The sequence below is a fragment of the Ramlibacter tataouinensis genome (assembly GCF_027941915.1).
Classification (GTDB): domain Bacteria; phylum Pseudomonadota; class Gammaproteobacteria; order Burkholderiales; family Burkholderiaceae_C; genus Ramlibacter; species Ramlibacter tataouinensis_C.
In genome coordinates, this window is the sequence record NZ_CP116009.1 from 928,721 (window position 1) to 948,581 (window position 19,861).

The window sequence follows — 19,861 nt, forward strand, 5'->3', positions numbered from 1 at the left end:
GCGCGCCACGGCGCCCGCGATCACGTTCCCGCCCCGGGAAAGTGGCACGCAGCCTGGTGTCCTGTGGTTGACTCTGTCAGGCGCGGAGGTACAGCACGGCAGATGTCGGCCGCTCGCCAGCATCTGCTCTGGAATCGGCACCCGATGGGCGGGTCGCTTGGGTTGGGCAGGTCCCCATTGAGGACGATGACATCTTGGGCTCCGGCGTCTGGGTCGGGCACGGGCACTGCTGAAAGGAGGGCTTGGGTGTAGCAGTGCTGTGGATGATCGTAGACCTGTTGGGTGGTTCCGTACTCAGCGAACTGTCCCAGATACATCACGGCGATCTGGTCGGAGATGTGACGTACGACCGAAAGGTCGTGGCTAATGAAGACGTAGGTGATCCCGAGCGTCTCCTGAAGGTCCTGGAGCAGATTTAGGATCTGCGCCTGAATGGATACATCCAAGGCAGAAACAGGCTCGTCCAGGATCAGTATCGAGGGTTCGAGCGCCAGAGCTCGTGCGAGACCGATGCGCTGGCGCTGACCACCGGAAAACTGGTGCGGATATCGCTTCGCGTAAACGGGATCGAGACCAACCATATCCATGGTCTCGAGCACGCGCTGCCGGGCAGCGGTCGTACTCCATCCATTGGCGCGCAAGGGCTCGCCGATGATCTCGAGGGTGGTCATCCGGGGGTCGAGCGACGAATAGGGATCCTGGAAAAGGATTTGGATGTGCTTTCGCAGTTCGCGGCGGCGTTGGCGAGACGGCATGGTGACGTCTTCGCCACAATAGAAGATCGAGCCCGACGTCGGTTCAAGTAGGCCGGTGAGCACTCGGCCGAGCGTCGATTTCCCACAGCCGGACTCGCCCACAACGCCTAGGGTCTCTCCCCTGCGGAGATCAAACTGCACGCCGTCCACCGCGTGCACCACCTGTTGCCGACCACTGGCCCCGCGGACTCGGTAGTGCTTGACTAGATTGCGGACCGAGAGAACCGTATCCCGGCGATCAAGATCTGGAGACGACATACTCATCTTGCAGTTCCCATTTCCGGGGACCCCCCAAGGCGGTGGCACGCCGCAGTGTGTCCGCCGTCAATCTGACGAAGCCGCGGGGCGATCTCTGCGCATGCCGGAAGCCCTGCGGCCTCTCCGCAGCGAATCCGAAAAGCGCAACCTGTCGGCATATTCGTCAGTACCGGCGGTGCGCCCGGGATCGGCGTCAGGCGGTTGCGCGTTGTCCGATGGTCCGGCAGACTCGCGAGCAGCGCCCGTGTGTAGGGGTGCCGAGCAGATCGGAATATCCCGGAAACGCTGCCGTACTCCACTAGCTTGCCTGCATACATGACTGCAACAGAATCAGCAGTCTGGGCGACAAGCCCCAGATCGTGGGTGATGAGAATGAGGCCGGCACCACTTGCGGTCTTCGCCTTTTTCAACACCGACATCACCTGCGCCTGCACGGTCACATCCAGCGCCGTCGTCGGCTCGTCGGCGATCAGGATCGTCGGATCGTTGGCGATTGCCATGCCGATCACCACACGTTGTCTCATCCCGCCCGAGAATTCGTGCGGGTACTGCCTGGCTCGCCTGGCCGGATCTGGAACTCCCACGAGATCGAGAAGTTCGACGGCTCTATCGCGGGCCTGGCGTTGAGATACGCGCCGGTGGGCGCGGACCGCTTCCGCCAGTTGATCCCCGACCCGGAATAGCGGATTGAGCGTCGTCATCGGGTCCTGGAAGACCATCGCGATGTCGTTGCCTCGGATGTGCCGGAGATCGTCCCTGCCCATTGCGAGGAGGTCTCGTCCGCGAAATAGGGCCCGGCCTCCGGTCACCGCACCATTTGGCGGAAGGAGCCCGAGAAGCGACAACATCGTCACACTCTTGCCGGACCCGGACTCGCCAACGATACCCAGTGTCTGTCCCTGCTCCAGAACGAACGAAACGCCATCAATCGCTCGAACCGAACGACCGGTGATCTGAAAATCGACCGAAAGATCCTGGACGCTGAGCAATGCTCCGGCAGAGCCGGATACCTGTGGGAGCGAGTACTCCAAGTTCGCCGACTTCATGCTATCCCCCGCAGCCGAGGATCGAGAAAATCCCGCAATCCGTCGCCGACCAGGTTGCAGGCGAAGATCGTGAGAAGAATGAATAGGCCCGGGATCGTCACCGTGTGTGGATAGGAGATGAAGGTTGCGCGTGCCGCGCCGAGCATGGTCCCCCATTCGGGCATGGGGTCCTGTACACCCAGGCCAAGGAATCCGAGGCCGGCTGCGATGAGAACGACGACGCCAATGTTCAGCATCGCAAAAACCACGACGGCCGAGACGCAATTGCGCAAGATGTGCGTACGGATGATCGCCAGATGACTCACGCCACTTGCGATGGCAGCCTCGATGTACATCTCGCTCTTCAGCGAGAGCGCAAGCCCTCGCGAGAGCCTGACGAACTGAGGTACGACCGCAGCGGCAGAGGCGATGATCACGTTCCGGAGTTCTACGCCCAACGTCGCAACCAGAGCGATTGCCAGGAGGCCACCGCCCGCCATAGCCAGCAGCGTGTCCGTGATGCGCTGGATGACGAGGTCGAACCATCCTCCGAAGTAACCGGAGAGCAGGCCCATCGAGACGCCGATCAGCAGCGCGATCGCAGTGGCACTCGCGCCGATCAGAAGCGTGATCCGGCCTCCGTAGAGAATTCGGGAGAAGATGTCGCGCCCGAGTTCGTCGGTACCGAACCAGTGCGCTGCGCTTGGGCTTTGCAGCGCCACAGCGAGATTCTGCTGCTCGGGATCATGGGAGGTCAGCAGGGGAGCGCAGATGACGGCCAGCAAGATAATGATGAGCACGGCGGCCCCAAGCGAGGCAGCCTTGTTCGTGACCATCGCTTGGCGAAGCGCTGCTGCACGATGCCGGAGCAAGTTGGCGCGGCTTTTCTTGTGCCCGCTGCACGATAGGGATATCTCAATCATTGAGAACAATCCTCGGATCGATGACGGCATAAACCAGATCCGTAAGCAGATTCACCACGACGACGACGGCAGCGAAGATGAACACAATGCCCTGCATCATGGGGAAGTCACGAGCGGTTATCGACTGGATCAGCAGGCGACCGATTCCTGGCCAGCTGAAGACCGTCTCGACAATGATCGCGCCGCCCATAAGCGCGCCGAGCTGAAGTCCGATGACCGTGACGATCGGAATGGCAGCGTTGCGCAGAGCGTGCTTGTATACGACGACCCAGTGCCGCAGGCCCTTCGCATAGCCTGTCCGGACATAGTCCTGGCGCAAGACATCGAGCATCGCGGCGCGGGTCATCCGGGCTACAAGACCGGCTGTGAACGTGGCCAGCGTCGCGGCTGGCAATACGATTGCACTCGCCGATTCCGCGCCACCTGTGGGAAACCATCGAAGATCGACCGACAGCGTCAGGATGAGCATCAAGGCCAGCCAGAATCCGGGCACCGAGATGGTCAGAACGGCGATGGACGAAGCGACGAGGTCGGGCCAGCGTCGGTGGTAAACGGCGGCCGTAACTCCCAACATTGCCCCGAGAATGGTGCCCACCACCACTGCGACGGTTGCGAGTTCAATCGTGTATGGCAACCGGCTCACGATCTCCTCTGTCACGGGGCGTGCCGTACGTGCAGACGTCCCAAGGTTCCCTTGGATCAGGTTTGAGATGAAGTGGACGTATTGCTGGAGCAGACCGTCATCCAGCCGCAGCGCTGCCCGGATCCGCTCGACCTCGACCTGATCAGCCTGGACGCCGGCGATCACGCGAGCCGGATCGCCGGGGAGCAATTTGGTGAGCGAAACAACGATGAACGCGACGCCCAGGATAGTGATGACGCTGAAGGAAAGGCGCCTGACGACGAACTGCAAGAGACTACGCACAACTGCCAACTCCAGGCCGAATCGAAGGGAAGTGCAGGCCGCCGATACACGAGGCTTGGCGGCCTGCGGTACTCAGTTCGCCGGCCTCGCATGAATCGTGTCGAAGTACTCGTTCGGCGCAACCGTGATTCCGGTGAGAGCAGAGTTGAATGCGATCGGGTATTTCTGGGCCCACAGGAAAATGAATGGTGCGTCGTCCCATACGATCTTCTGGGCATCGCAATAAAGCGCCGACCGTGTCTGCAAGTTGATCTCCTTTGCTGCAGATGCGAGCAGCGCGTCGACCTTGGCATTCTTGTAGAACGAGGTCGCGAGGCCGCGCGGCGGTGCCTGGTCGCTCTGAAACTGTGTCATCGGCTGCTGCGGGTCCATGTAGGAAGCGGCCCAACCGAGAATGTGAAGGCCGAAGTTGTCCTTCGGCGCGGACGTCACGCGGCCGACATAGGTCGGCCAGTCCAGAGTTGTCACCTTGACAGTCACGCCCACGTCCTTGAGATAGCCGGCAATGGCCTGGGCGATCTGAGTTGCCTGGGGGTACTTTCCGTTGGGTGCTCCGAACTCGACTTCGAGGCTCTTGACGCCAGCATCCTTGAGAAGGGTACGAGCCTTTTCAGGGTCATACGCGTAAGGGTGGTCCATCGTGCAGTTGTCGGCCAATGCAGGCGCAAGCGGCCCCTTGGCTGCCTCGGCAGTGTTATGCATCACACTCTTGATGATCGCTTCTCGGTCGATTGCGTAGTTGAGCGCGCGGCGGACCAGCGGGTTGTCGAACGGCGGCCTTTGTGTATTGAACACGGCGTAGAGCGTGCGCGCGGGCAAGCCCGTGTGCACGGTGGTACTGCTGTTCTTACTGATCGCATCCAGAGAGGTCAGCGGCGGCGACAGGATCATTTGCGCCTCTCCGCTCATTAGCATGTTCTGGCGCGAAGAGGCCTCTGGAACGATCTTGAACGAGATGCCCTTGAAATAGGGCTTCGCACCCCAGTAGCTTTCGTTCCGAGACATCGCGATCTTCTCGCCGCGGTCGTATTGCTCGACCCGGTATGGCCCAGTGCCTACCGGCAGGACGATCTTGGTGTAGCTGTTTCCGTTCTGGCTTACGGAGTCTGGCGCCAGAATGCCCACAGTCTCGAGGGAAAGGGCCTTAGGGAGCGCAGGGGCGGGCCTGGAGAGCACGAGTTCGACCGTATGGGCATCCGGTGTCAGCACCTCGCTGATCGCAGAGAATGCGCTGCGATAAGGCACGGTCACCTTGGGATCAAGGACGCGGTCGAGAGTTGCCTTGACAGCCGTCGACGTGAATGGGCTGCCATTTTGGAAGGTCACGTTCTTGCGCAGGTCGAGCGTGAGCTTCAGTCCGTCGTTGGACAATTTCCATGAAGTAGCGAGTCCCGGAGCGAGTTCCCCCGTCGCCGTCGTATTGGTGAGGGTCTCGACGCTATATTTGAGAATGCTTGCAACTACGGATGTCGTCTGGGACTGCGGGTCCAGGGTGTCGGGTTCCGCATCGATCGCGATCACGAGTTGTTGATCTTTCTTGACGGTCGCCGTTTCACTAGCCGAGTTTCCGCGAGAGCAGCTCGTGAGTGCAGCTACTGCGGCTAACGCCAAAAACAGCGTCGCCTTCGCGGGGGCGGCGGATCGACGCCGGTACGGCTTGTTGGACCTGTGCTTGCTATTCATAACAGTGCGCCTCTCTTGGAGAAGAAGGGTTTGCTTTCCTAAAGGTTGATCCGGCGTTGAGCCATTGACTCTTTGACGGTCGCTAAATCCAGTTGCCCATGGATAGAAGCCAACTCGCGAGCGCCGCCATCGCATGTTGCCTTGATAGACCGACGCGTCGGGTTATTTATTAGGTGTCGCATTCTCTTGGTGACGAGTGCCACATTCATCGGGAGTAACCCGTAAGGCGCTGCTGCCGCCCCTCTGGCCACCCCGGCACACCCCAGACGGCGAGAGCTCACCTCAGTGCTGATCAATCCTCGCTCGACTCAACCCAAACGACGCTCTCGAAAATGCTCGCCCGACCCATCCGGTATGCGTTTGCCGGGTGCGAATGTTCCTCGTAGCCGAATGAGACGCCACACACGAGGATTCTCCCGTCCGGGATCCCCAACTCCCGGCGAACGATGTCCGGATATGACGCCAACGCCGCCTGTGCGATGCTGGAAACCCCACTCGCGCTCGCCGCAAGCATGAAGTTAGAGACCCAGGCGCCGCAATCGATGGCGCCGTAGCTACCCAATTCCCGCGGTGCGGTCACGAAAGCCACGTGCGGGGCGCCAAACATCCGGAAGTTCTCACGTGCCTGAAGATTCGAGGCCTCGCGGTCGCCCCGGGCAATGCCTACGCTCTCGTAAAGACTCCAGCCGCATGCGCGACGTCGGTCGAGATAGGCACCCCGATATTCGCCGGGGAAGGGTAAGTCTGGTCGCGCTGGCTCGTTAGCAGATGCTTCGTACAGCATCGCACGCAATCGCTCGAGTGCGGCACCACTGGCGATATACACCAGCCATGGCTGTGCGTTGCACCACGAGGCAGTGAGTTGCGCCTGCTCCAGGATCGTTTTTACGGTATCAACTTCAACGGGACGTCCGTTGAAAGCGCGACAACTATGGCGATTCCGCAGCAACGTTTCGAGGCTGTCGCTTAGTCCTTGCCGTACTTCTGTCATCAAATACCTCACGAATGAACCGAGCGGAACCTTCTAGACCTTGAACCCCGGTTCGGTGACCAGCCCACCCAATGGCTCTATTACGGAACGCAGGAAGGCGTCGAAGCAGCCCGCGTTACCAGCGGCCATCCGAACCTCTAGTCAGCGCCAGCGCTCGACGATTTCCAGCTGCGCCAGAATTTCCTGCAGCAGCTGATCGAGCTTGGTAACGATCGCATCGGACGTACCGCGCCGGCAAGCGATACCGCTCCAGGTGCCGAAATCGAAGCTGGGTGACACCGTCTCGGCCAGAGTGGTCACCTGGGGGATCAGTTCGGCCTGCCTGATGGTGCTCACCGCGATCGGCCGGAGCATTCCGGCCTTGATCTGCTGCAGCGCGCCAGTCAGGGTCGTCGCGCTGGCAGACCAGTTCGCGCTGCTCCATGGGAAGTCGGAACCCATCCATGTACGCCTCGGAATCCTCCTTGAAGCAGGCGCGGTTAGCAGCCTGGTTCAGGGGAAAGGCCATCTTGTTCAGCTCGTGGGCGCCCTGCGATAGGTTCAGGTCAAACGGTGGCACGTCGCTCACGGCAGAAGTTAAAGGAGGCGTCATTCCGGGCTTGCCATCTCGTCGGTGGCTCGTACAATCCTACCAACCAGTAGGTAGGGCAGTGTACGGCCTTGTTCTGTCTGGTCCGGCTTAGTGATTACCCTCAAACTAAAAAGTGATGAAGACTGCCTCGGAACTCACCCCGGCTGCGCAGCGCGTGGTCGACGCCGCCCAGGAGTTGATTCAAAGCCGCGGCTACAACGGCTTTTCCTACGACGACATTTCGCACCGGCTCGGTCTGCGCAAAGCCAGCATTCACCACCACTTCCGCACCAAGGCAGACCTCGGCGCCACGGTGGTCCGCCGCTACACGGAGGATTTCCGCGGCAAGCTCGCGCACATCGATGCCAGCTGCAGCAGTCCTGAGGCGCGGCTTCGTGCCTACGTGGAGTTGTTCACCCAGACCTATGCCCGCGACCGCCACCTGTGCCCCGGTGGGATGCTTAGCACCGAGACCGAATCCCTCCCGCCCGAGGTGGTTGCCGAGGTGGTGACGTTTTTCGAGGTCAGCCTGACCTGGCTCGCGCAGCTGTTCAAACAAGCGAGGCCGCACGGACAGCCGGCAACCGATACCTCTCCCGAGCGGCTGGCCCTTTGCCTGCTTTCCTGCCTGCAAGGCTCGATGGTGGTCGGACGCGCCATAGCGGACCCGAGGGCGAGTGCGGCCGCGGTGGGCGATGTCGGCCGGACGGCCGTGGAACTGTTCCTCTCCCTAAGCGCCGCGAGCCGACCCGCTCAGCGACGATCCGGGCCCAAGCTAGCAGCCTGAGTGGCGGTGCGCGCCAGCGCATCGTCCATATCTCCAGGGCGCTTCATGCCGGCCTGGACTGAGCAGGATCCATGGCAACAATGGCGCGTAGCAGGGATCGTGCGCCATCGCGGTTCGCGGCGACCTTCCCCACCGCTGCTAGGCCAGCGCCCGAAGAGGTGTTGGAAGATCTGCTTGGGCTTTCTGCCAAGCGCATCTCCGGTCTCAAAGATGCCGCTGTGATCTAGCGTGAGCCAAGGGACTTGAATGCGGCTGTTCGCCTTCGACGGCGACAGCATCTGGCCGGAAGGCGGCTTTTGGCCGACAGCAGACATCGCTGCTTACGCACCACACGCGCCACTCCCCTGCCCTCCGACCGACGGAGTCTCAGTCCGGTGGTCGCGGGCTGAGAGGGCGTCTGTCAAGCTCCGTAAGTGGCCTTCCACATTTTGGTCTACCACCAGCGTGCGTTATGGAAGTCCCGCTGCTAGACCGCAACGCTACAGGAGCTGGTTGGCGACGAATGGCGTTGGTCGAAATGAAGCAGCAGAGTTGCATGCCGCTCCGATCGGAGAGGACGCACTCTCGTTACCGCCAAGCCAACATCGTGGCGAAAGGCCTCCGAACAGTGGCTTGCGTCGAGACGAATGACCGCGGGCGGGATAAGCAAGTTCACAATTCGGAGGTCAGCTCAGGCCATTCGAAGAGCGCCTGATCAGTGTCGAACTTCTGCCGCAGCCACAGCACGTCTTCCGCGCGCACTTTTCTCAGCGCCGGTAGACTTGCAGAGCTGACCTTGTTCAGATAGAGCAAGAACGAAACGAGTGCTGCCAAGCGCTCGATACTGCGGCGATATCCCCAGTACGCATAGTCCGGCGACTCAATGCCATGAAGATTTTCGGTCAGTATCCGCTTCAGAACCGCCCGCCTCAACGCCATCGGAATGCTGCCCTCACCCTCATACCCGTGCGCACGCAGAAATGCTCGGTCTTCCCATTCGTGTCTGAGTATGACGGTCGGGTTGTACGGGCCACACAAGCCCTCTGCTAGCACGCATCCTCCGGGATACTGGCGAGACCACCTGGGGTGTCCAATCGCGCTAATCCCAGCGTGATTCGCTTCGATATGCTTTAGAACATCCGCACTCAAGAGCGTGTAAGGGTCCGCGCGCGTCATGAGGCCTAACACCAATAGTTCCTGCGGGAACACACGCTGAGAGCTGCCGAGGCCTTTAAACTGATCGAGCTCGACTTGATGGAAGTTCTCTGTCCCGATGGCAATCGCGTTGCAAAAGGCTGGATGGTCAACGCACGAGAAGAATCGGCTCTGCAGGAACCTCAGGAAGACCGTCTTCGGCCACGGCCCCTCGCCACACACGTAAATCGGCCCCCCAATCCAGTCCACGTCCGAAGCGGTCACACGACCTGCGAGCGCGTTCAGGAGAAATGGAGCATGGAGCCCAGATGGGTGCATGCGTGCAAACTTATCCAACTCAACAGGATGTTGGCTTCCCATCTTCTTGAACTCTTTGCTAGCAGACACTGCGTGCTCGCCTCGCTGAGGAGCGGCACCTCGGTAGTCGGGTCCACGAGGCCGCCAACCCGTACTGTATTCATGAACGCCTCTGCGTGTGAGCAAATTCGCATTGCCGGCCTGCAGATCGGAAGTTTTAAGTCCTCTCGAGTTCTACTTGGTTCCACGGAGCTCTCGTCCCCCAAGAGTCCCACGAGGTTGACCTTTCCGAGCGCGAACGGCTAATCGTCCCCCGGCGGCTCCGCCACTCGACCCCGGCGAGCCAGACACCTGCGGAGTGTCAATCCGCCGATCGTGCGCGCAAGCTGAAGGACAAATTCACAGGCTGGAGTGACCCGCCAATCTGTGCCCGTGATTGCCGAAACAAACCTCAGGAATACGTCACATCGTGGTACGAGGCGTCCAGGGACGTTTCTACGTCAATCACGGTCGGCACCCCGGACGCCAGCGCGCGTTCGAAGGCGCCAGCCAGCTCACCCGGATTGGTGACGCGGATCCCCAAGCATCCCATGCTCTGGGCAATGGCAGCGTGGTCGAACTCCGCAAACTTTGTGCCGAAAGAGCCTCGCAGGTGCATCGACCATCCAAGCGCGTGGTTGTTGAAGACGAGGACGATGATCGGGATCCTTTCTTCGACAGCGGTGAACAGGCCGTTCATCGTCATAGAGAAGCCGCCGTCGCCGCACACCGCCACGACGGGACGGTCCGGGTGCACCAGCTTCGCCGCCATCGCGGCGGGGATGGCGAAGCCCATTGGGCCGGCGCCGGCCGCCTGCAGGAAGCCACCCGCCTCCTTCGTTTGGTAGTAGTGCGTCATGAAGATGCGGTTCTCGCCCGCATCGCATGTGACGATCCCGCCCGGCGGCAGCGCACGTTGCAACTCCGCGATGATCCTTTGGGGCATCACGGGGGCGGCATCGCTGCGCGCCTGGGGCGGATCGAAGTAGCCCAGCGTCCGGCGATGCCCGGCGACCCGGCTGGCACCGCCGTGCAGCGGTCGGTCGAGGCCGTCCGTGAGCTGGTCCAGCACGGTCCCCGCGTCGCCGATCACCACGTGGTCGCACGGGAAGGTCCATGCCGCGTTGCGCGGCTCGACATCGATCTGGATGAAGGTCTGCCGACAGGGATCGAGCAGCGCGACCGCTTCGCGCGCCGTATCCGAGGCGCCCAGCTTCGAACCGACTACGATCACCAGGTCCGCCTCGGCCACGCAGGCGTTCGCCGCGGGAGTGCCGAAGGTGCCGAAGACACCGAGGGCCAGTGGATGCGTTTCTGCGAAGCAGCCCTTGCCCGAAGCGGTCGTCACGACCGGGATTCCGCTGCGTTCGGCGAACCGCTGCAGTGCCTTGAAGGCCCGCGAGATGCGAATGCCGTTGCCGGCGACGATCACGGGTTTGCGCGCGCCTGCACAGACCTCGAGCAGCGACTTCACGTCTTCCGCACGGGCCGGCTGCCGCACCGCGGCGATGTAGCGCTCGGTGGGATACAGCCGGGGCTGGCCGCCGGCCGTCACCGTTCCCTGCAGTGCCGTCAGGCTGTACAGGACCGCAACCGGTCCCGGCTGGCCCGCCAGGGCGTGCTTGAGCGCCAACTGCGTGGCATGCACGGCCGCGCCGGGTGTCGTTGCCTGCATGACCTGCTTGGTGATGCCGCGGAACGCGGTGCGCGCGTCCCAGCTCCCGTAGTCGCCAGTGGCGGACTGGTACGGCGCATGGAGAGAGTAGTCCGGCGTGTCGCTCAGGTCCGCGAGCACGAGCATCGGTGAACTCGAGAGGTGCGCCTCCAGCGTCCCGATCATCCCGTTGCCCATCACCCAGGGCCCCTGGCCGAGCATGACGCCGGGCCTGCCGGTCAGCCGGCCATAGACTTCCGCCATCACGCCGGCCAGCGATTCATGCCGCACGAGCACGGTGCGGATGCGGTTCTGCCGGCGCGACAGCCCGGTCCAGATCAGGCCAGCGTGGCCACCCGCGATGCCGAACACGTGGTCGATGCCGGCCTGCTCCAGCACCAGACCCACGAGGTCGGCCGGCCCCGCGTCTTCCCGGACCAGAGTTTCGACGGTCATGGCGCGGCCCCTTATTGCTTCTCGATCCTGGCGGTCCGCGCGACGGCGGCGTAGCGCTCGGTGTCGCGCGCCAGCATCTCGGCGAACTGCTGCGGCGTGTTGGAGACCGGCTCGACGCCGATGGCGAGGAACTTCTGCTGCACCTCCGGCGAGGCCACCGCCTTCGCGATCTCGGCGTGCAGCCGCCGCACGATGGCGTCCGGCGTTCCGGCGGGCACCAGGATGCCCGTCCATCCGGACACGTCGAAGTCCTTGAACCCGAGCTCGTTGAACGTCGGCACGTCGGGAAGGACCGCCGACCGCTTCGGGCTCATCACAGCCAGGGGCTTGAGCTTGCCCGCCCTGATGTTCGCCATCGACGCCCCGATCGTGTCGGGCACCACGGTGGTCCTGCCCCCCATCACGTCGATCGCCGCTTCCACAACGCCCTTGTAGTTCACGCCGATCATGTCAACGCCGCTCTGCGCCTTGAACATCTCCATCGACAGCTGCAGCATGGTGGAACCGGAGCCATAGCTCAGCTTGCCTGGCTCCGACTTCGCCATGCGCACGAGGTCGGGAACGCTCTGGATCGAGGACTCCCGGGCCGACAAGAGGACGATCGGTGCGCTGCCGATTAGGGACACCGGCGTGAAGTCCTTGAGCGGATCGTACGGAAGCGTCTTGAAGACGGCGGGCGCCACGACCAGCGGCGCGCCCGTTCCCAGCACGAGCGTGTAGCCGTCGGGCTTGCTCCGCGCGGCCTGCTGCATGCCCAGTCCACCCCCGGCGCCTGGCCGGTTCTCCACCACGACGGGCTGCCCCAGCGCGGCCTCGAGCTTCTGCGCGATCACGCGGCCCGTGATGTCCGAAACCCCGCCGGGCGTGTACGTGATGATCAGCTTCAGGGGCCGGCTCGGGTACTCCTCGGCGCCCTGCGCGGCGGCCGGCAGGCAGGTGCACGCTCCCATCAATGCCAGGGCCAGCATCACGGATCGCTTGTTCATCGAATCTCCTTCCACAGATGTTGGTGATTTCAGCGGGGTTGCAGGATCAGCGAGCCGAGGTGGCCGCCGCGTTCGAGCAATGCGTGCGCCTCGCTGGCTTGGGCGAGCGGAAAGCGCTCGTGAATGCGGGCCTCGAAGACGCCCGCCTCGGAGGCTTCGAAGACGCGTGCCGCCCCCGCCAGCAGGTCGGACCGGTCCTCGATGTAGTGCGACACGGTGGGCCGCGTGACGAACACAGACCCACGCTCGCGCAGCCGCGCCGCGGGGATCGGGTCGATGTCGCCCGAGGCCCAGCCGTAGCTGACCAGCAGGCCGAAGCGCGCTAGGCTGGCGAACGATGCGTCGAACGTCGCCCTGCCAATCGGGTCGTAGACCACCTTCGCTCCGCGGCCGCGCGAGACCTCGAACACGGCTTGCACCACGTCGTCCTCGCCGAGCACGGCGACCCGCCGGCAGCCCAACGCCTGCGCGTGGGCGGCCTTGGCACGACGGCCCGTCGTGCCAACCACGTTCACGCCTTCGCGGACGAGCCAGGGCACCGCGATCGAGCCCACACCGCCGGTGGCCCCGTGGAACAGCACGGTGTCTCCGGGCTCGAGCGTCCGCAACCGGTGGATCAGGTAATCCGCGGTCAGGGCCTTGAAGAAGATCGCCACGGCCCGGGCTTCGTCGAGTCCGGGCGGGAGCGCCACGGCGCGCGACGCATCGACGTTGCGTGCATCGCTGTATGACCCGGCCGGCCCTCCAGCGTAGACCACCCGGTCTCCCACAGCGAAGTCCTTCACCCCCTCGCCGACCGCTTCCACGACCCCGGCGCCTTCCAGGCCCACTCTCGCGGGCAGCGCGCCCCCGAGGTCGCCGCGGCGCAGCAGCACGTCGATGAAGTTGACGCCGATCGCCTCGTGGCGCACGGTGATCTCGCCGGCCGCGGGCGCGGCGGCTTCCGACGGAACGAGCGTGAGGGATTCGGGGCCGCCGAAGCGTTCGATGAGGATCTGGTTCATGGGCAGAGGCCGCCTCGCGCGTCCGGTGCGGACGCGCACGGGGTCAGCTCGGGGAAAGGGGATGCGCCGCGCGCGCGGCGCGCCGGCTGCTACTCGGGCTTGTAGGCGATCGTCTTCACGACGCGCTCCCACTTGCCGATGTCGTCGCGCGTGAGCTGCGCAAACTGCGCCGGCGTGCCGCCCACGGGCTCCAGTCCCGACTTGCGCAGGGTTTCGATGATTTCCGGGGCTGCCAGCGCGGCCGCGAGCGCCTCGTTCAGGCGGGCCACGACGTTCGGCGGCGTGCCGGCCGGTGCGTAGATGCCGACCCAGTTGCTGGCCTGAAAGTCGGGGATCCCCGATTCGGCCACCGTGGGGACATCGGGCAGCTCCGCCGACCGCTTGAGGCTGGTGACCGCGAGCGCACGCAGCTTGCCGGACCGCACCAGCGGCAGCGAAGACGCCGGATTGTCGAACATCACCTGCACCTGCCCGCCCGCCAGGTCCGCGAGCGCGGGCGAGCTGCCCTTGTAGGGCACGTGCAGCATCTGGGCCCCTGTGATCATCTTGAAGTGCTCGACCGTCAGGTGGTTGCCGCCGCCGGCGCCGGTGGACGCGTACGAGACCTGGTTGCCGCTGCGCTTGGTCCACTCGACCAGCTCGCGTATGTCCTTGGCCGGGACCGAGGGGTGTACGACCACCAGCAAGGGCGTCTGCGCAACCTGGATCACCGGCGAGAAGTCCTTGTCCGCGTCATAGGAGAGCTTGGCAAAGGTGTTCGGGTTGGTGCCGTGCGTGGCGTTCGTCCCCATCAGCAGCGTGTAGCCGTCCGCCGGCGCGCGGGCCACCAGCGCGGTACCGATGCTGCCGCCCGCTCCCGCCTTGTTGTCGACGACCACCGACTGGCCTAGCAGTTCCCCCAGCCGCTTCGACACCACCCGCGCTGCGATGTCGGTCACCCCGCCGGCCGGGTACGGGACCACGAGCTTGATCGGCGCCGCCGCCGGCCACGCCTGCCCGAAGGCGTGCGGTGCCGCGAGGGCGCCGATCCCCGCGAGCAGCCCCATGATGATGTTCCTGCGCTGCATGGTCTTGTCTCCTTGTCTTGTCGTCGAGTGCCGGATCAGTGCGCGAACAGCACGGAATCATCGGCGGCCTCGCCCTTGGCGAGGGACTCGAATGCGGTGATGGGCGGGAATGCCTCGGGCGCGACATGCGCGTCGATGACATAGGGCAGGCTGGAATCCAGCGCTTCCCGGATCGCCACGGCCAGGCCGGCGGCGTCGTGGACGCTGCGCCCGGCACATCCGCAGGCGCGGGCGATCGCCACGTGATCGATGGGCCCGAAGTCGCAGACTTCGGTGTGCGAACCGAAGCGCGACGTCTCCGCGTCGCGCTGGAAGCCCAGCACCCCGTTGTTCAGCACGATGACGATCACGGGCAGGCCGTGGCGGCGGGCCGTCTCCAACTCCGACCAGCAGTGCGCGAAGCCGCCGTCGCCCACCACGGCGACCACGTGCTGGTCCGGCTGCGCCAGCTTTGCGCCGATGGCCAGCGGCAGCCCCCAGCCCAGCCCGCCGATGCCGCGCGGCGTGAGGAAACGCTGCCCTGCCCTGCGGCTGCGGGCGAATTGCGAGACCCAGAGGGACGAGTAGCTGGCGTCCGCGCACCAGATCGCGTCGCCGAACGCGACTTCGAGCTCGCGCATCAGCCGCTCCGGACGCATTGGCAACGCATCGCTGCCAGCGAAGGGCGCGATCTCTCGCGCATGCATCTCGCGCCCCCGAGCGATAAGGCCGCGAAAGTCGGCCGCCTGCGGGTGCGGGAAGGCGGACGGCCGCGACGCGGCTTCCTCCAGCAGCGCCCCCAGCGTGCTGGCCGCGTCCCCGAGCAGGCGCAGGCAGGGATAGTTGCGCCCGATCTCCTCGGGGTCCACGTCGATGTGGATGAACTGCGCTTCCCGGTCGAAGAGCGTCCAGGAGGCCGTGCCGTTCTCGTTGGTGCGATTGCCCACGAACAGCACCGCGTCGGCCGTCTCCACGTACTCGCGCAGGTGCCGGGTCGGGCTGCGGCTGCCCATCACATAGCCGACCACCCCGATCGAGAGCGGATGCGATTCGTCCACCGCCCCCTTGCCCATGTTGGTGGTCGCCACCGGCACCTGCCAGAAGTGCTGCAGCCTGGCCAGCTGCTGTGACGCGCCCGACAGGTGCACCCCGCCGCCCGCCACGATGAGAGGCCGCCTGGCCGTCGACAGGATGTCCACCGCGCGCGCCAGCAGGGGCCGCGCGGGCACGAACCGGTCCACCGGGTAGCGGCCAAACTCCGGGGAAAGCTGCGGATTCGGGCTCGGGTCGGCGACGTCCTCCATCACGACGTCGAACGGCACGATCAGCACGGCGGGCCCCGGCCGGCCAGTGGTGGCCGCCCGGATGGCCCGTTCCGTGTACTCGGCCGCGCGCTCCGCCACAGTGAGCCTGCGCACCCACTTCGAGCAGGACTTGAACATCTGCTCATGGTCCAGCTCCTGGAACGCGTTCCGGTCCGTGTTGCCGCGGGCGACGTCCTGCACGATGGCGACGATGGGCACGGAGGCGCGCAGCGCCTCGCACAGGCCCGCCACGATCAGTGCAGCGGCGGGCCCGTTCTGCGCCGCCATGACACCCACCCGGCCGCTGGCGCGGGCGAATCCGTCGGCCATCGCGGCGCCGGCATTCTCGGTGCGGTAGCCGATCTGGCGCACGCCTTCCTTCTCGGCGCAGAGGAACAGCGCAATGGGGCAGCTCTGGCCGAAGATGGCCTGCACCCCCGCGGCCTTGAGCGTGCCGACGATCGCCGCGGCAGCGCTGGAATCACTGAGTTTCTGACGGGATAGCGTACTGCGTGTCACCTGTTTGCCCTGGGCCATCGAGATCTCCTTGCGGGCCATTCTGGGCGCCTAGTGCGCATATCACAAGTTGATTTATTTCATCGATCGATATGATCTGCTTATGGATGTCACGCTCCGCCAGATCAAGGGTTTCATCGCCATCAGCCGCCTCGGCAGCTTCTCCAAGGCCGCGGAAGCGGTCCACGTGTCGCAGCCGGCGCTGTCGCTCATGATCCGCAAGATGGAAGAGACGCTCGGCGTGGCGCTGTTCGAGCGCACGTCCAGGCACGTCGCGCTCACGACCGCCGGGCGCGAACTGCTGCCCGGCGTGCAGCGCCTGGTCGACGAGCTGGAGGCCACCTTCGACGCAGTGACGGAATCGACCGCGCCAGTAGGGGGCACCCTGAGCGTCGCGAGCATCCCATCGGTCAGTGCGGCCGTGATGCCGCGGATCATCGCGGCCTTCGAGAAGAGCCGCCCGCGCGTGCACGTGATCCTGCACGACGCCATGACGGAGAGCCATCGCATGCTGCAGATGCTGCGCGCGGGCGAGTTCGATTGCGCGGTGGGCACGCCGCAGCCGCAGGACGGCGACTTGCAGTTCATCCCCTGGCTGGAAGACGCCATGAACGTCGTGGTGCAGCCGTCTCATCCCCTAGCAGGCCGGCGCAAGGTGCGCTGGCAGGAGATCGCGGAACTCCCGATCATCGGCACGAGCTACAACAGCCACGTGCGGAGGCTGATGGACTCCGCCTTCGCCAGCCACGGCGTCTCGGTTCGTCCTCACGCCGAGGTCAGCCTGGTGCCCACCGCCCTCGGACTGGTCGATGCCGGCATCGGAATCGCGGTGCTGCCCGACACGTCGGTGCAGAACTTGGGCGCCCTGAACCTGCGTGCGATTCCCCTGGTCGAGCCGGTGGTTCGCCGCCGCCTGGGATTCGTCTACCGGTCAACGAATTCCCTGCCGCCCCTGGTCCGGGACTTCATCGCCTTCGCGATCGCATTTCAGCCGGCTGCAGCAAAGGGCCGACGGTAGCTCTGGAGCGCGCAGGGGCGCCTCGAAGTCGTGATCTTCACTCGCTGCTGGCCACGGACGGACGTCGAGCCGGCGGACTCGCAATCCGCGCGATCAGATACAGCCGCCTCGGATCCAACAGGCTTGGCACAGGCCCGAGGCGAAGGCAGTCGCGGCGCTCAACTCTTCTCGCTAGGGCGGAGGAGCAGGGCTTGAACCGACGCCAGTGCCGTGGCAACTCCTCTGGGTGGGACCATGCGTCCGGCACGCCAAGCCCAAGCACACGCCGGGGACGGGTCCTGGCGCTGCCAACCTCGCACCTCGCGTTCGCGAAAGTTGGATGATGAGTTGGCCCCTAATGCACACGCCCACCACTGACGAGCTAAGGCAAGCGTCAGTTGTCACTTGACAACTTGCGCGCTTTCCCCTACCCTCAGAGCAAAACTAGTCGCCATGGCACGCTCAAGACACCCAAAAAAGGAAGTGGAAGACGCTCTCCAGCATGCTGAGGCACATGGTTGGCGCGTGGAAGAAGGCGGCTCGCATGCATGGGGAAAGTTGTACTGTCCCTACGACGATGAGGAATGCCGCTGCGGGATGTTTTGCGTGACGAGTATCAGCAGCACGCCGAAGAACGCCGGCAATCACGCGAAGCAGCTGAGGCGCGTCGTCGACAACTGCACAACGAGAAAGGCCCAGGAAACACAGAGCTCACAGGCACGGGAATCCGGCGTAGGTTCCGGATCGGGGAAGGACTGACGAAATGCGAAACGAAGAATTCGAGTTTTCTCTTAGGTTCAGGTTGCCGGCAGATTGCCCTGACTACGATGTCTTGGTCGAGCGCTTGTACGAGGCCGGATGTAACGACGCGACTATCGGCATCGGACTTCCGGGCTACATTGGCCTCGACTTCATTAGAGAGGCTTCGTCTGCGGAAGAAGCCGTAGTAAGCGCAATCTCGGATGTTCTGAATGCGATCCCAAGGGCGCGACTAGTTGAAGCAGCACCAGACTTTGTTGGTCTTACAGATGTCGCCGAGATGGTTGGTGTGACTCGTCAGAACATGCGGAAGCTAATGGTGAATCATCCAGAAAAGTTCCCCGCACCTGTGCATGGGGGGAGCGCGTCAATCTGGCACCTAGCATCGGTACTTCAGTTCTTACAGGAGCGGGACTACGATGTCCGGTATGAGCTCTATGAAGTGGCACGGGCAGCCATGAAAGTGAACATTGCCAAGGAACATGCCAGCCTAGGCAAAGAGGCGGAAAAACTCCGCCAACTGTTTGCCTAGCGCAAATAAGCTCGTTGTTGCTCGACTGACGGACCCTCAATCCGCCGTTCGAGCGTCCGCTATGCCGTGTGTCTGCTTGAGCACACGGCTACTCTTCGCTCGCGATCGAGACCCCCCCTTCACGCACGAAATCTACCAGCATCGACAACACGCCCATATCCATACTTGTAGGATAGAAGTCGAAGGGACTCGTCAGCGCGAATTCCATAGCGCTATCCCACGCATCGGTGAGCACCCGCGCTTCCGCCTCCGAGGCTATAAAACCATCAGCCATGTACCAGGTAGCTGGTCGAGACGGATTCCAGCCGAACTTCAGAGCCAAAGCGAGGGCATTCGCCCAAGCAATAGACGAAACCCTGAATTCTTGATCGGTACGAACCAGGACGCGAGTCCTAATTATGGCAATCGTCTAGAGCAAGTCGAAGGCCGTCACTATTCCGACCAACTCCATGCCGTCCCTGCTCATCACTAGGATGGGTACCGATCCGAGCTTGCCTGCCACCTCTTGTATTGGAGTGTCGACTTGAGCCATATCTGGAGTTTCGAGCTCAAGATAGTTCTGCGAGACAGCATCCTCCAAAGACATGCCGAGCATCCGTGCCCGGGCGTCTTGTCCGACAGCTCCTCGAAGCGCTCGAGCTAGAGACGCGTCTGCGACGAGTCTCCACGCACCTTCCTGGACCCCGGGGATTCTGACCGGCAGGTAAGAGAATGATCCCGTAAGCATTGCTTGGCGCACGAAACTGAGCGGATGCCATGCTGCCGCTTCCACCGGGTTGCGAACCATGAAATTCCCGACCGTTTTCATGTTTGCCTCTAGAGCATCCTCGAATATCAGTGCGCACTCGACTGAGTGTGCCGCCAGTCTGCGGGCTAAAGCCCCCTCATGGATTGCCATGTTGCGCGCAACCCGGACTGATTCCAACAACGCCGAAACTTCGTGGTGATAGTCCGATCGACCTTGAGGGACGGTTCGTGCAAGTGGCGAATTCTGTGCAAGTCCGCTCAGGGTATCCGCCAACGCACCAAGTCCGAAGCCGTGCCCGGGCGCAAGGAATCGACCTAGCCGTTCGAGCGCCTGGACCACACCCTCAAAATCTTCTGCGTTTGCGAGCACCCTTGCGCGCGCAGCGCGCAGCTGATCTCGAAAGAAGACCGCCGCATACTGATCAAGTGTCATTGACAAGTCATTCTTCGCTTTTTCTGTGGGTTAACGCCG

At 63.5% G+C, this 19,861-nt stretch carries 19 protein-coding genes; 4 read left to right on the top strand and 15 right to left on the bottom strand.

Features of this window, described 5'->3' with window-relative positions; genetic code table 11:
• Nucleotides 1-20 precede the first annotated feature (20 nt).
• The 7 genes from PE066_RS04305 to PE066_RS21445 form a co-directional block, all read right to left on the bottom strand.
• Nucleotides 21-1,019, bottom strand: coding sequence for an ABC transporter ATP-binding protein (locus PE066_RS04305; RefSeq protein ID WP_271235330.1), 999 nt, complete (start codon nt 1,017-1,019; stop codon nt 21-23).
• Nucleotides 1,016-2,059 carry an ABC transporter ATP-binding protein gene (locus PE066_RS04310; RefSeq protein ID WP_271235331.1) on the bottom strand — a complete coding sequence of 348 codons (1,044 nt, stop codon included), beginning with the start codon at nt 2,057-2,059 and terminating at the stop codon, nt 1,016-1,018. The genes PE066_RS04305 and PE066_RS04310 overlap by 4 nt, the downstream gene beginning before the upstream one ends.
• Nucleotides 2,056-2,961 (bottom strand): ABC transporter permease, encoded by a 906-nt coding sequence (locus PE066_RS04315; protein ID WP_271235332.1) that lies wholly within the window; start codon nt 2,959-2,961, stop codon nt 2,056-2,058. Before PE066_RS04315 ends, PE066_RS04310 begins: the two co-directional genes overlap by 4 nt.
• A complete protein-coding gene (locus tag PE066_RS04320; protein WP_271235333.1) occupies nt 2,954-3,874 on the bottom strand; it encodes an ABC transporter permease in 921 nt (306 codons plus the stop codon). Before PE066_RS04320 ends, PE066_RS04315 begins: the two co-directional genes overlap by 8 nt.
• An 84-nt stretch (nt 3,875-3,958) precedes the next feature.
• On the bottom strand, nt 3,959-5,569 hold the full coding sequence (locus PE066_RS04325) for an ABC transporter substrate-binding protein (RefSeq protein ID WP_271235334.1): 1,611 nt from the start codon (nt 5,567-5,569) through the stop codon (nt 3,959-3,961).
• Nucleotides 5,570-5,861: 292 nt separating this feature from the next.
• Nucleotides 5,862-6,560: a nitroreductase gene (locus tag PE066_RS04330; RefSeq protein WP_271235335.1), complete on the bottom strand. Its 699-nt coding sequence runs from the start codon at nt 6,558-6,560 to the stop codon at nt 5,862-5,864.
• A 115-nt stretch (nt 6,561-6,675) separates the two neighbouring features.
• Nucleotides 6,676-7,152 (bottom strand): hypothetical protein, encoded by a 477-nt coding sequence (locus PE066_RS21445; RefSeq protein ID WP_440480573.1) that lies wholly within the window; start codon nt 7,150-7,152, stop codon nt 6,676-6,678.
• Between the two features lie 115 nt (nt 7,153-7,267).
• On the opposite strand from PE066_RS21445, the gene PE066_RS04340 reads away from it, so the two are divergent.
• Nucleotides 7,268-7,918 (top strand): TetR/AcrR family transcriptional regulator, encoded by a 651-nt coding sequence (locus tag PE066_RS04340; protein WP_271235337.1) that lies wholly within the window; start codon nt 7,268-7,270, stop codon nt 7,916-7,918.
• Between the two features lie 651 nt (nt 7,919-8,569).
• Here PE066_RS04340 and PE066_RS04345 read toward each other — a convergent pair.
• From PE066_RS04345 to PE066_RS04370, 6 genes are all read right to left on the bottom strand, one after another.
• Nucleotides 8,570-9,439, bottom strand: a complete 870-nt coding sequence (locus PE066_RS04345) for a hypothetical protein (RefSeq protein ID WP_271235338.1) — start codon at nt 9,437-9,439, stop codon at nt 8,570-8,572.
• A 361-nt stretch (nt 9,440-9,800) separates the two neighbouring features.
• Nucleotides 9,801-11,498, bottom strand: coding sequence for a thiamine pyrophosphate-binding protein (locus PE066_RS04350; protein ID WP_271235339.1), 1,698 nt, complete (start codon nt 11,496-11,498; stop codon nt 9,801-9,803).
• A gap of 11 nt (nt 11,499-11,509) precedes the next feature.
• Nucleotides 11,510-12,484 (bottom strand): Bug family tripartite tricarboxylate transporter substrate binding protein, encoded by a 975-nt coding sequence (locus PE066_RS04355; protein WP_271235340.1) that lies wholly within the window; start codon nt 12,482-12,484, stop codon nt 11,510-11,512.
• A gap of 29 nt (nt 12,485-12,513) precedes the next feature.
• Nucleotides 12,514-13,488, bottom strand: coding sequence for a quinone oxidoreductase family protein (locus tag PE066_RS04360; RefSeq protein WP_271235341.1), 975 nt, complete (start codon nt 13,486-13,488; stop codon nt 12,514-12,516).
• A gap of 89 nt (nt 13,489-13,577) precedes the next feature.
• Nucleotides 13,578-14,555 (bottom strand): Bug family tripartite tricarboxylate transporter substrate binding protein, encoded by a 978-nt coding sequence (locus PE066_RS04365; protein WP_271235342.1) that lies wholly within the window; start codon nt 14,553-14,555, stop codon nt 13,578-13,580.
• A gap of 35 nt (nt 14,556-14,590) precedes the next feature.
• Nucleotides 14,591-16,375, bottom strand: a complete 1,785-nt coding sequence (locus PE066_RS04370; RefSeq protein WP_440480597.1) for an acetolactate synthase catalytic subunit — start codon at nt 16,373-16,375, stop codon at nt 14,591-14,593.
• 49 nt (nt 16,376-16,424) lie between these two features.
• Between PE066_RS04370 and PE066_RS04375 the strand changes: the two genes are divergently transcribed.
• The 3 genes from PE066_RS04375 (at nt 16,425) to PE066_RS04385 (ending at nt 18,642) form a co-directional block, all read left to right on the top strand.
• Nucleotides 16,425-17,372, top strand: a complete 948-nt coding sequence (locus PE066_RS04375; protein ID WP_271235344.1) for a LysR family transcriptional regulator — start codon at nt 16,425-16,427, stop codon at nt 17,370-17,372.
• 432 nt (nt 17,373-17,804) lie between these two features.
• On the top strand, nt 17,805-18,110 hold the full coding sequence (locus PE066_RS04380; protein ID WP_271235345.1) for a hypothetical protein: 306 nt from the start codon (nt 17,805-17,807) through the stop codon (nt 18,108-18,110).
• 4 nt (nt 18,111-18,114) lie between these two features.
• Nucleotides 18,115-18,642 (top strand): DNA-binding protein, encoded by a 528-nt coding sequence (locus tag PE066_RS04385; RefSeq protein WP_271235346.1) that lies wholly within the window; start codon nt 18,115-18,117, stop codon nt 18,640-18,642.
• A gap of 88 nt (nt 18,643-18,730) precedes the next feature.
• Here PE066_RS04385 and PE066_RS04390 read toward each other — a convergent pair whose 3' ends face one another.
• A complete protein-coding gene (locus tag PE066_RS04390) occupies nt 18,731-18,964 on the bottom strand; it encodes a hypothetical protein (RefSeq protein ID WP_271235347.1) in 234 nt (77 codons plus the stop codon).
• Between the two features lie 87 nt (nt 18,965-19,051).
• On the bottom strand, nt 19,052-19,822 hold the full coding sequence (locus PE066_RS04395) for a hypothetical protein (protein WP_271235348.1): 771 nt from the start codon (nt 19,820-19,822) through the stop codon (nt 19,052-19,054).
• Nucleotides 19,823-19,861 lie beyond the last annotated feature (39 nt).

Bases quoted from the DNA above. Each gene is read 5' to 3' on its own strand.
- PE066_RS04305 (WP_271235330.1), bottom strand. From the start codon at position 1,019: ATGAGTATGTCGTCTCCAGATCTTGATCGCCGGGATACGGTTCTCTCG.
- PE066_RS04310 (WP_271235331.1), bottom strand. From the start codon at position 2,059: ATGAAGTCGGCGAACTTGGAGTACTCGCTCCCACAGGTATCCGGCTCT.
- PE066_RS04315 (WP_271235332.1), bottom strand. From the start codon at position 2,961: ATGATTGAGATATCCCTATCGTGCAGCGGGCACAAGAAAAGCCGCGCC.
- PE066_RS04325 (WP_271235334.1), bottom strand. From the start codon at position 5,569: ATGAATAGCAAGCACAGGTCCAACAAGCCGTACCGGCGTCGATCCGCC.
- PE066_RS04330 (WP_271235335.1), bottom strand. From the start codon at position 6,560: ATGACAGAAGTACGGCAAGGACTAAGCGACAGCCTCGAAACGTTGCTG.
- PE066_RS21445 (WP_440480573.1), bottom strand. From the start codon at position 7,152: ATGACGCCTCCTTTAACTTCTGCCGTGAGCGACGTGCCACCGTTTGAC.
- PE066_RS04340 (WP_271235337.1), top strand. From the start codon at position 7,268: ATGAAGACTGCCTCGGAACTCACCCCGGCTGCGCAGCGCGTGGTCGAC.
- PE066_RS04350 (WP_271235339.1), bottom strand. From the start codon at position 11,498: ATGACCGTCGAAACTCTGGTCCGGGAAGACGCGGGGCCGGCCGACCTC.
- PE066_RS04355 (WP_271235340.1), bottom strand. From the start codon at position 12,484: ATGAACAAGCGATCCGTGATGCTGGCCCTGGCATTGATGGGAGCGTGC.
- PE066_RS04360 (WP_271235341.1), bottom strand. From the start codon at position 13,488: ATGAACCAGATCCTCATCGAACGCTTCGGCGGCCCCGAATCCCTCACG.
- PE066_RS04365 (WP_271235342.1), bottom strand. From the start codon at position 14,555: ATGCAGCGCAGGAACATCATCATGGGGCTGCTCGCGGGGATCGGCGCC.
- PE066_RS04370 (WP_440480597.1), bottom strand. From the start codon at position 16,375: ATGGCCCAGGGCAAACAGGTGACACGCAGTACGCTATCCCGTCAGAAA.
- PE066_RS04380 (WP_271235345.1), top strand. From the start codon at position 17,805: ATGGCACGCTCAAGACACCCAAAAAAGGAAGTGGAAGACGCTCTCCAG.
- PE066_RS04385 (WP_271235346.1), top strand. From the start codon at position 18,115: ATGCGAAACGAAGAATTCGAGTTTTCTCTTAGGTTCAGGTTGCCGGCA.
- PE066_RS04395 (WP_271235348.1), bottom strand. From the start codon at position 19,822: ATGACACTTGATCAGTATGCGGCGGTCTTCTTTCGAGATCAGCTGCGC.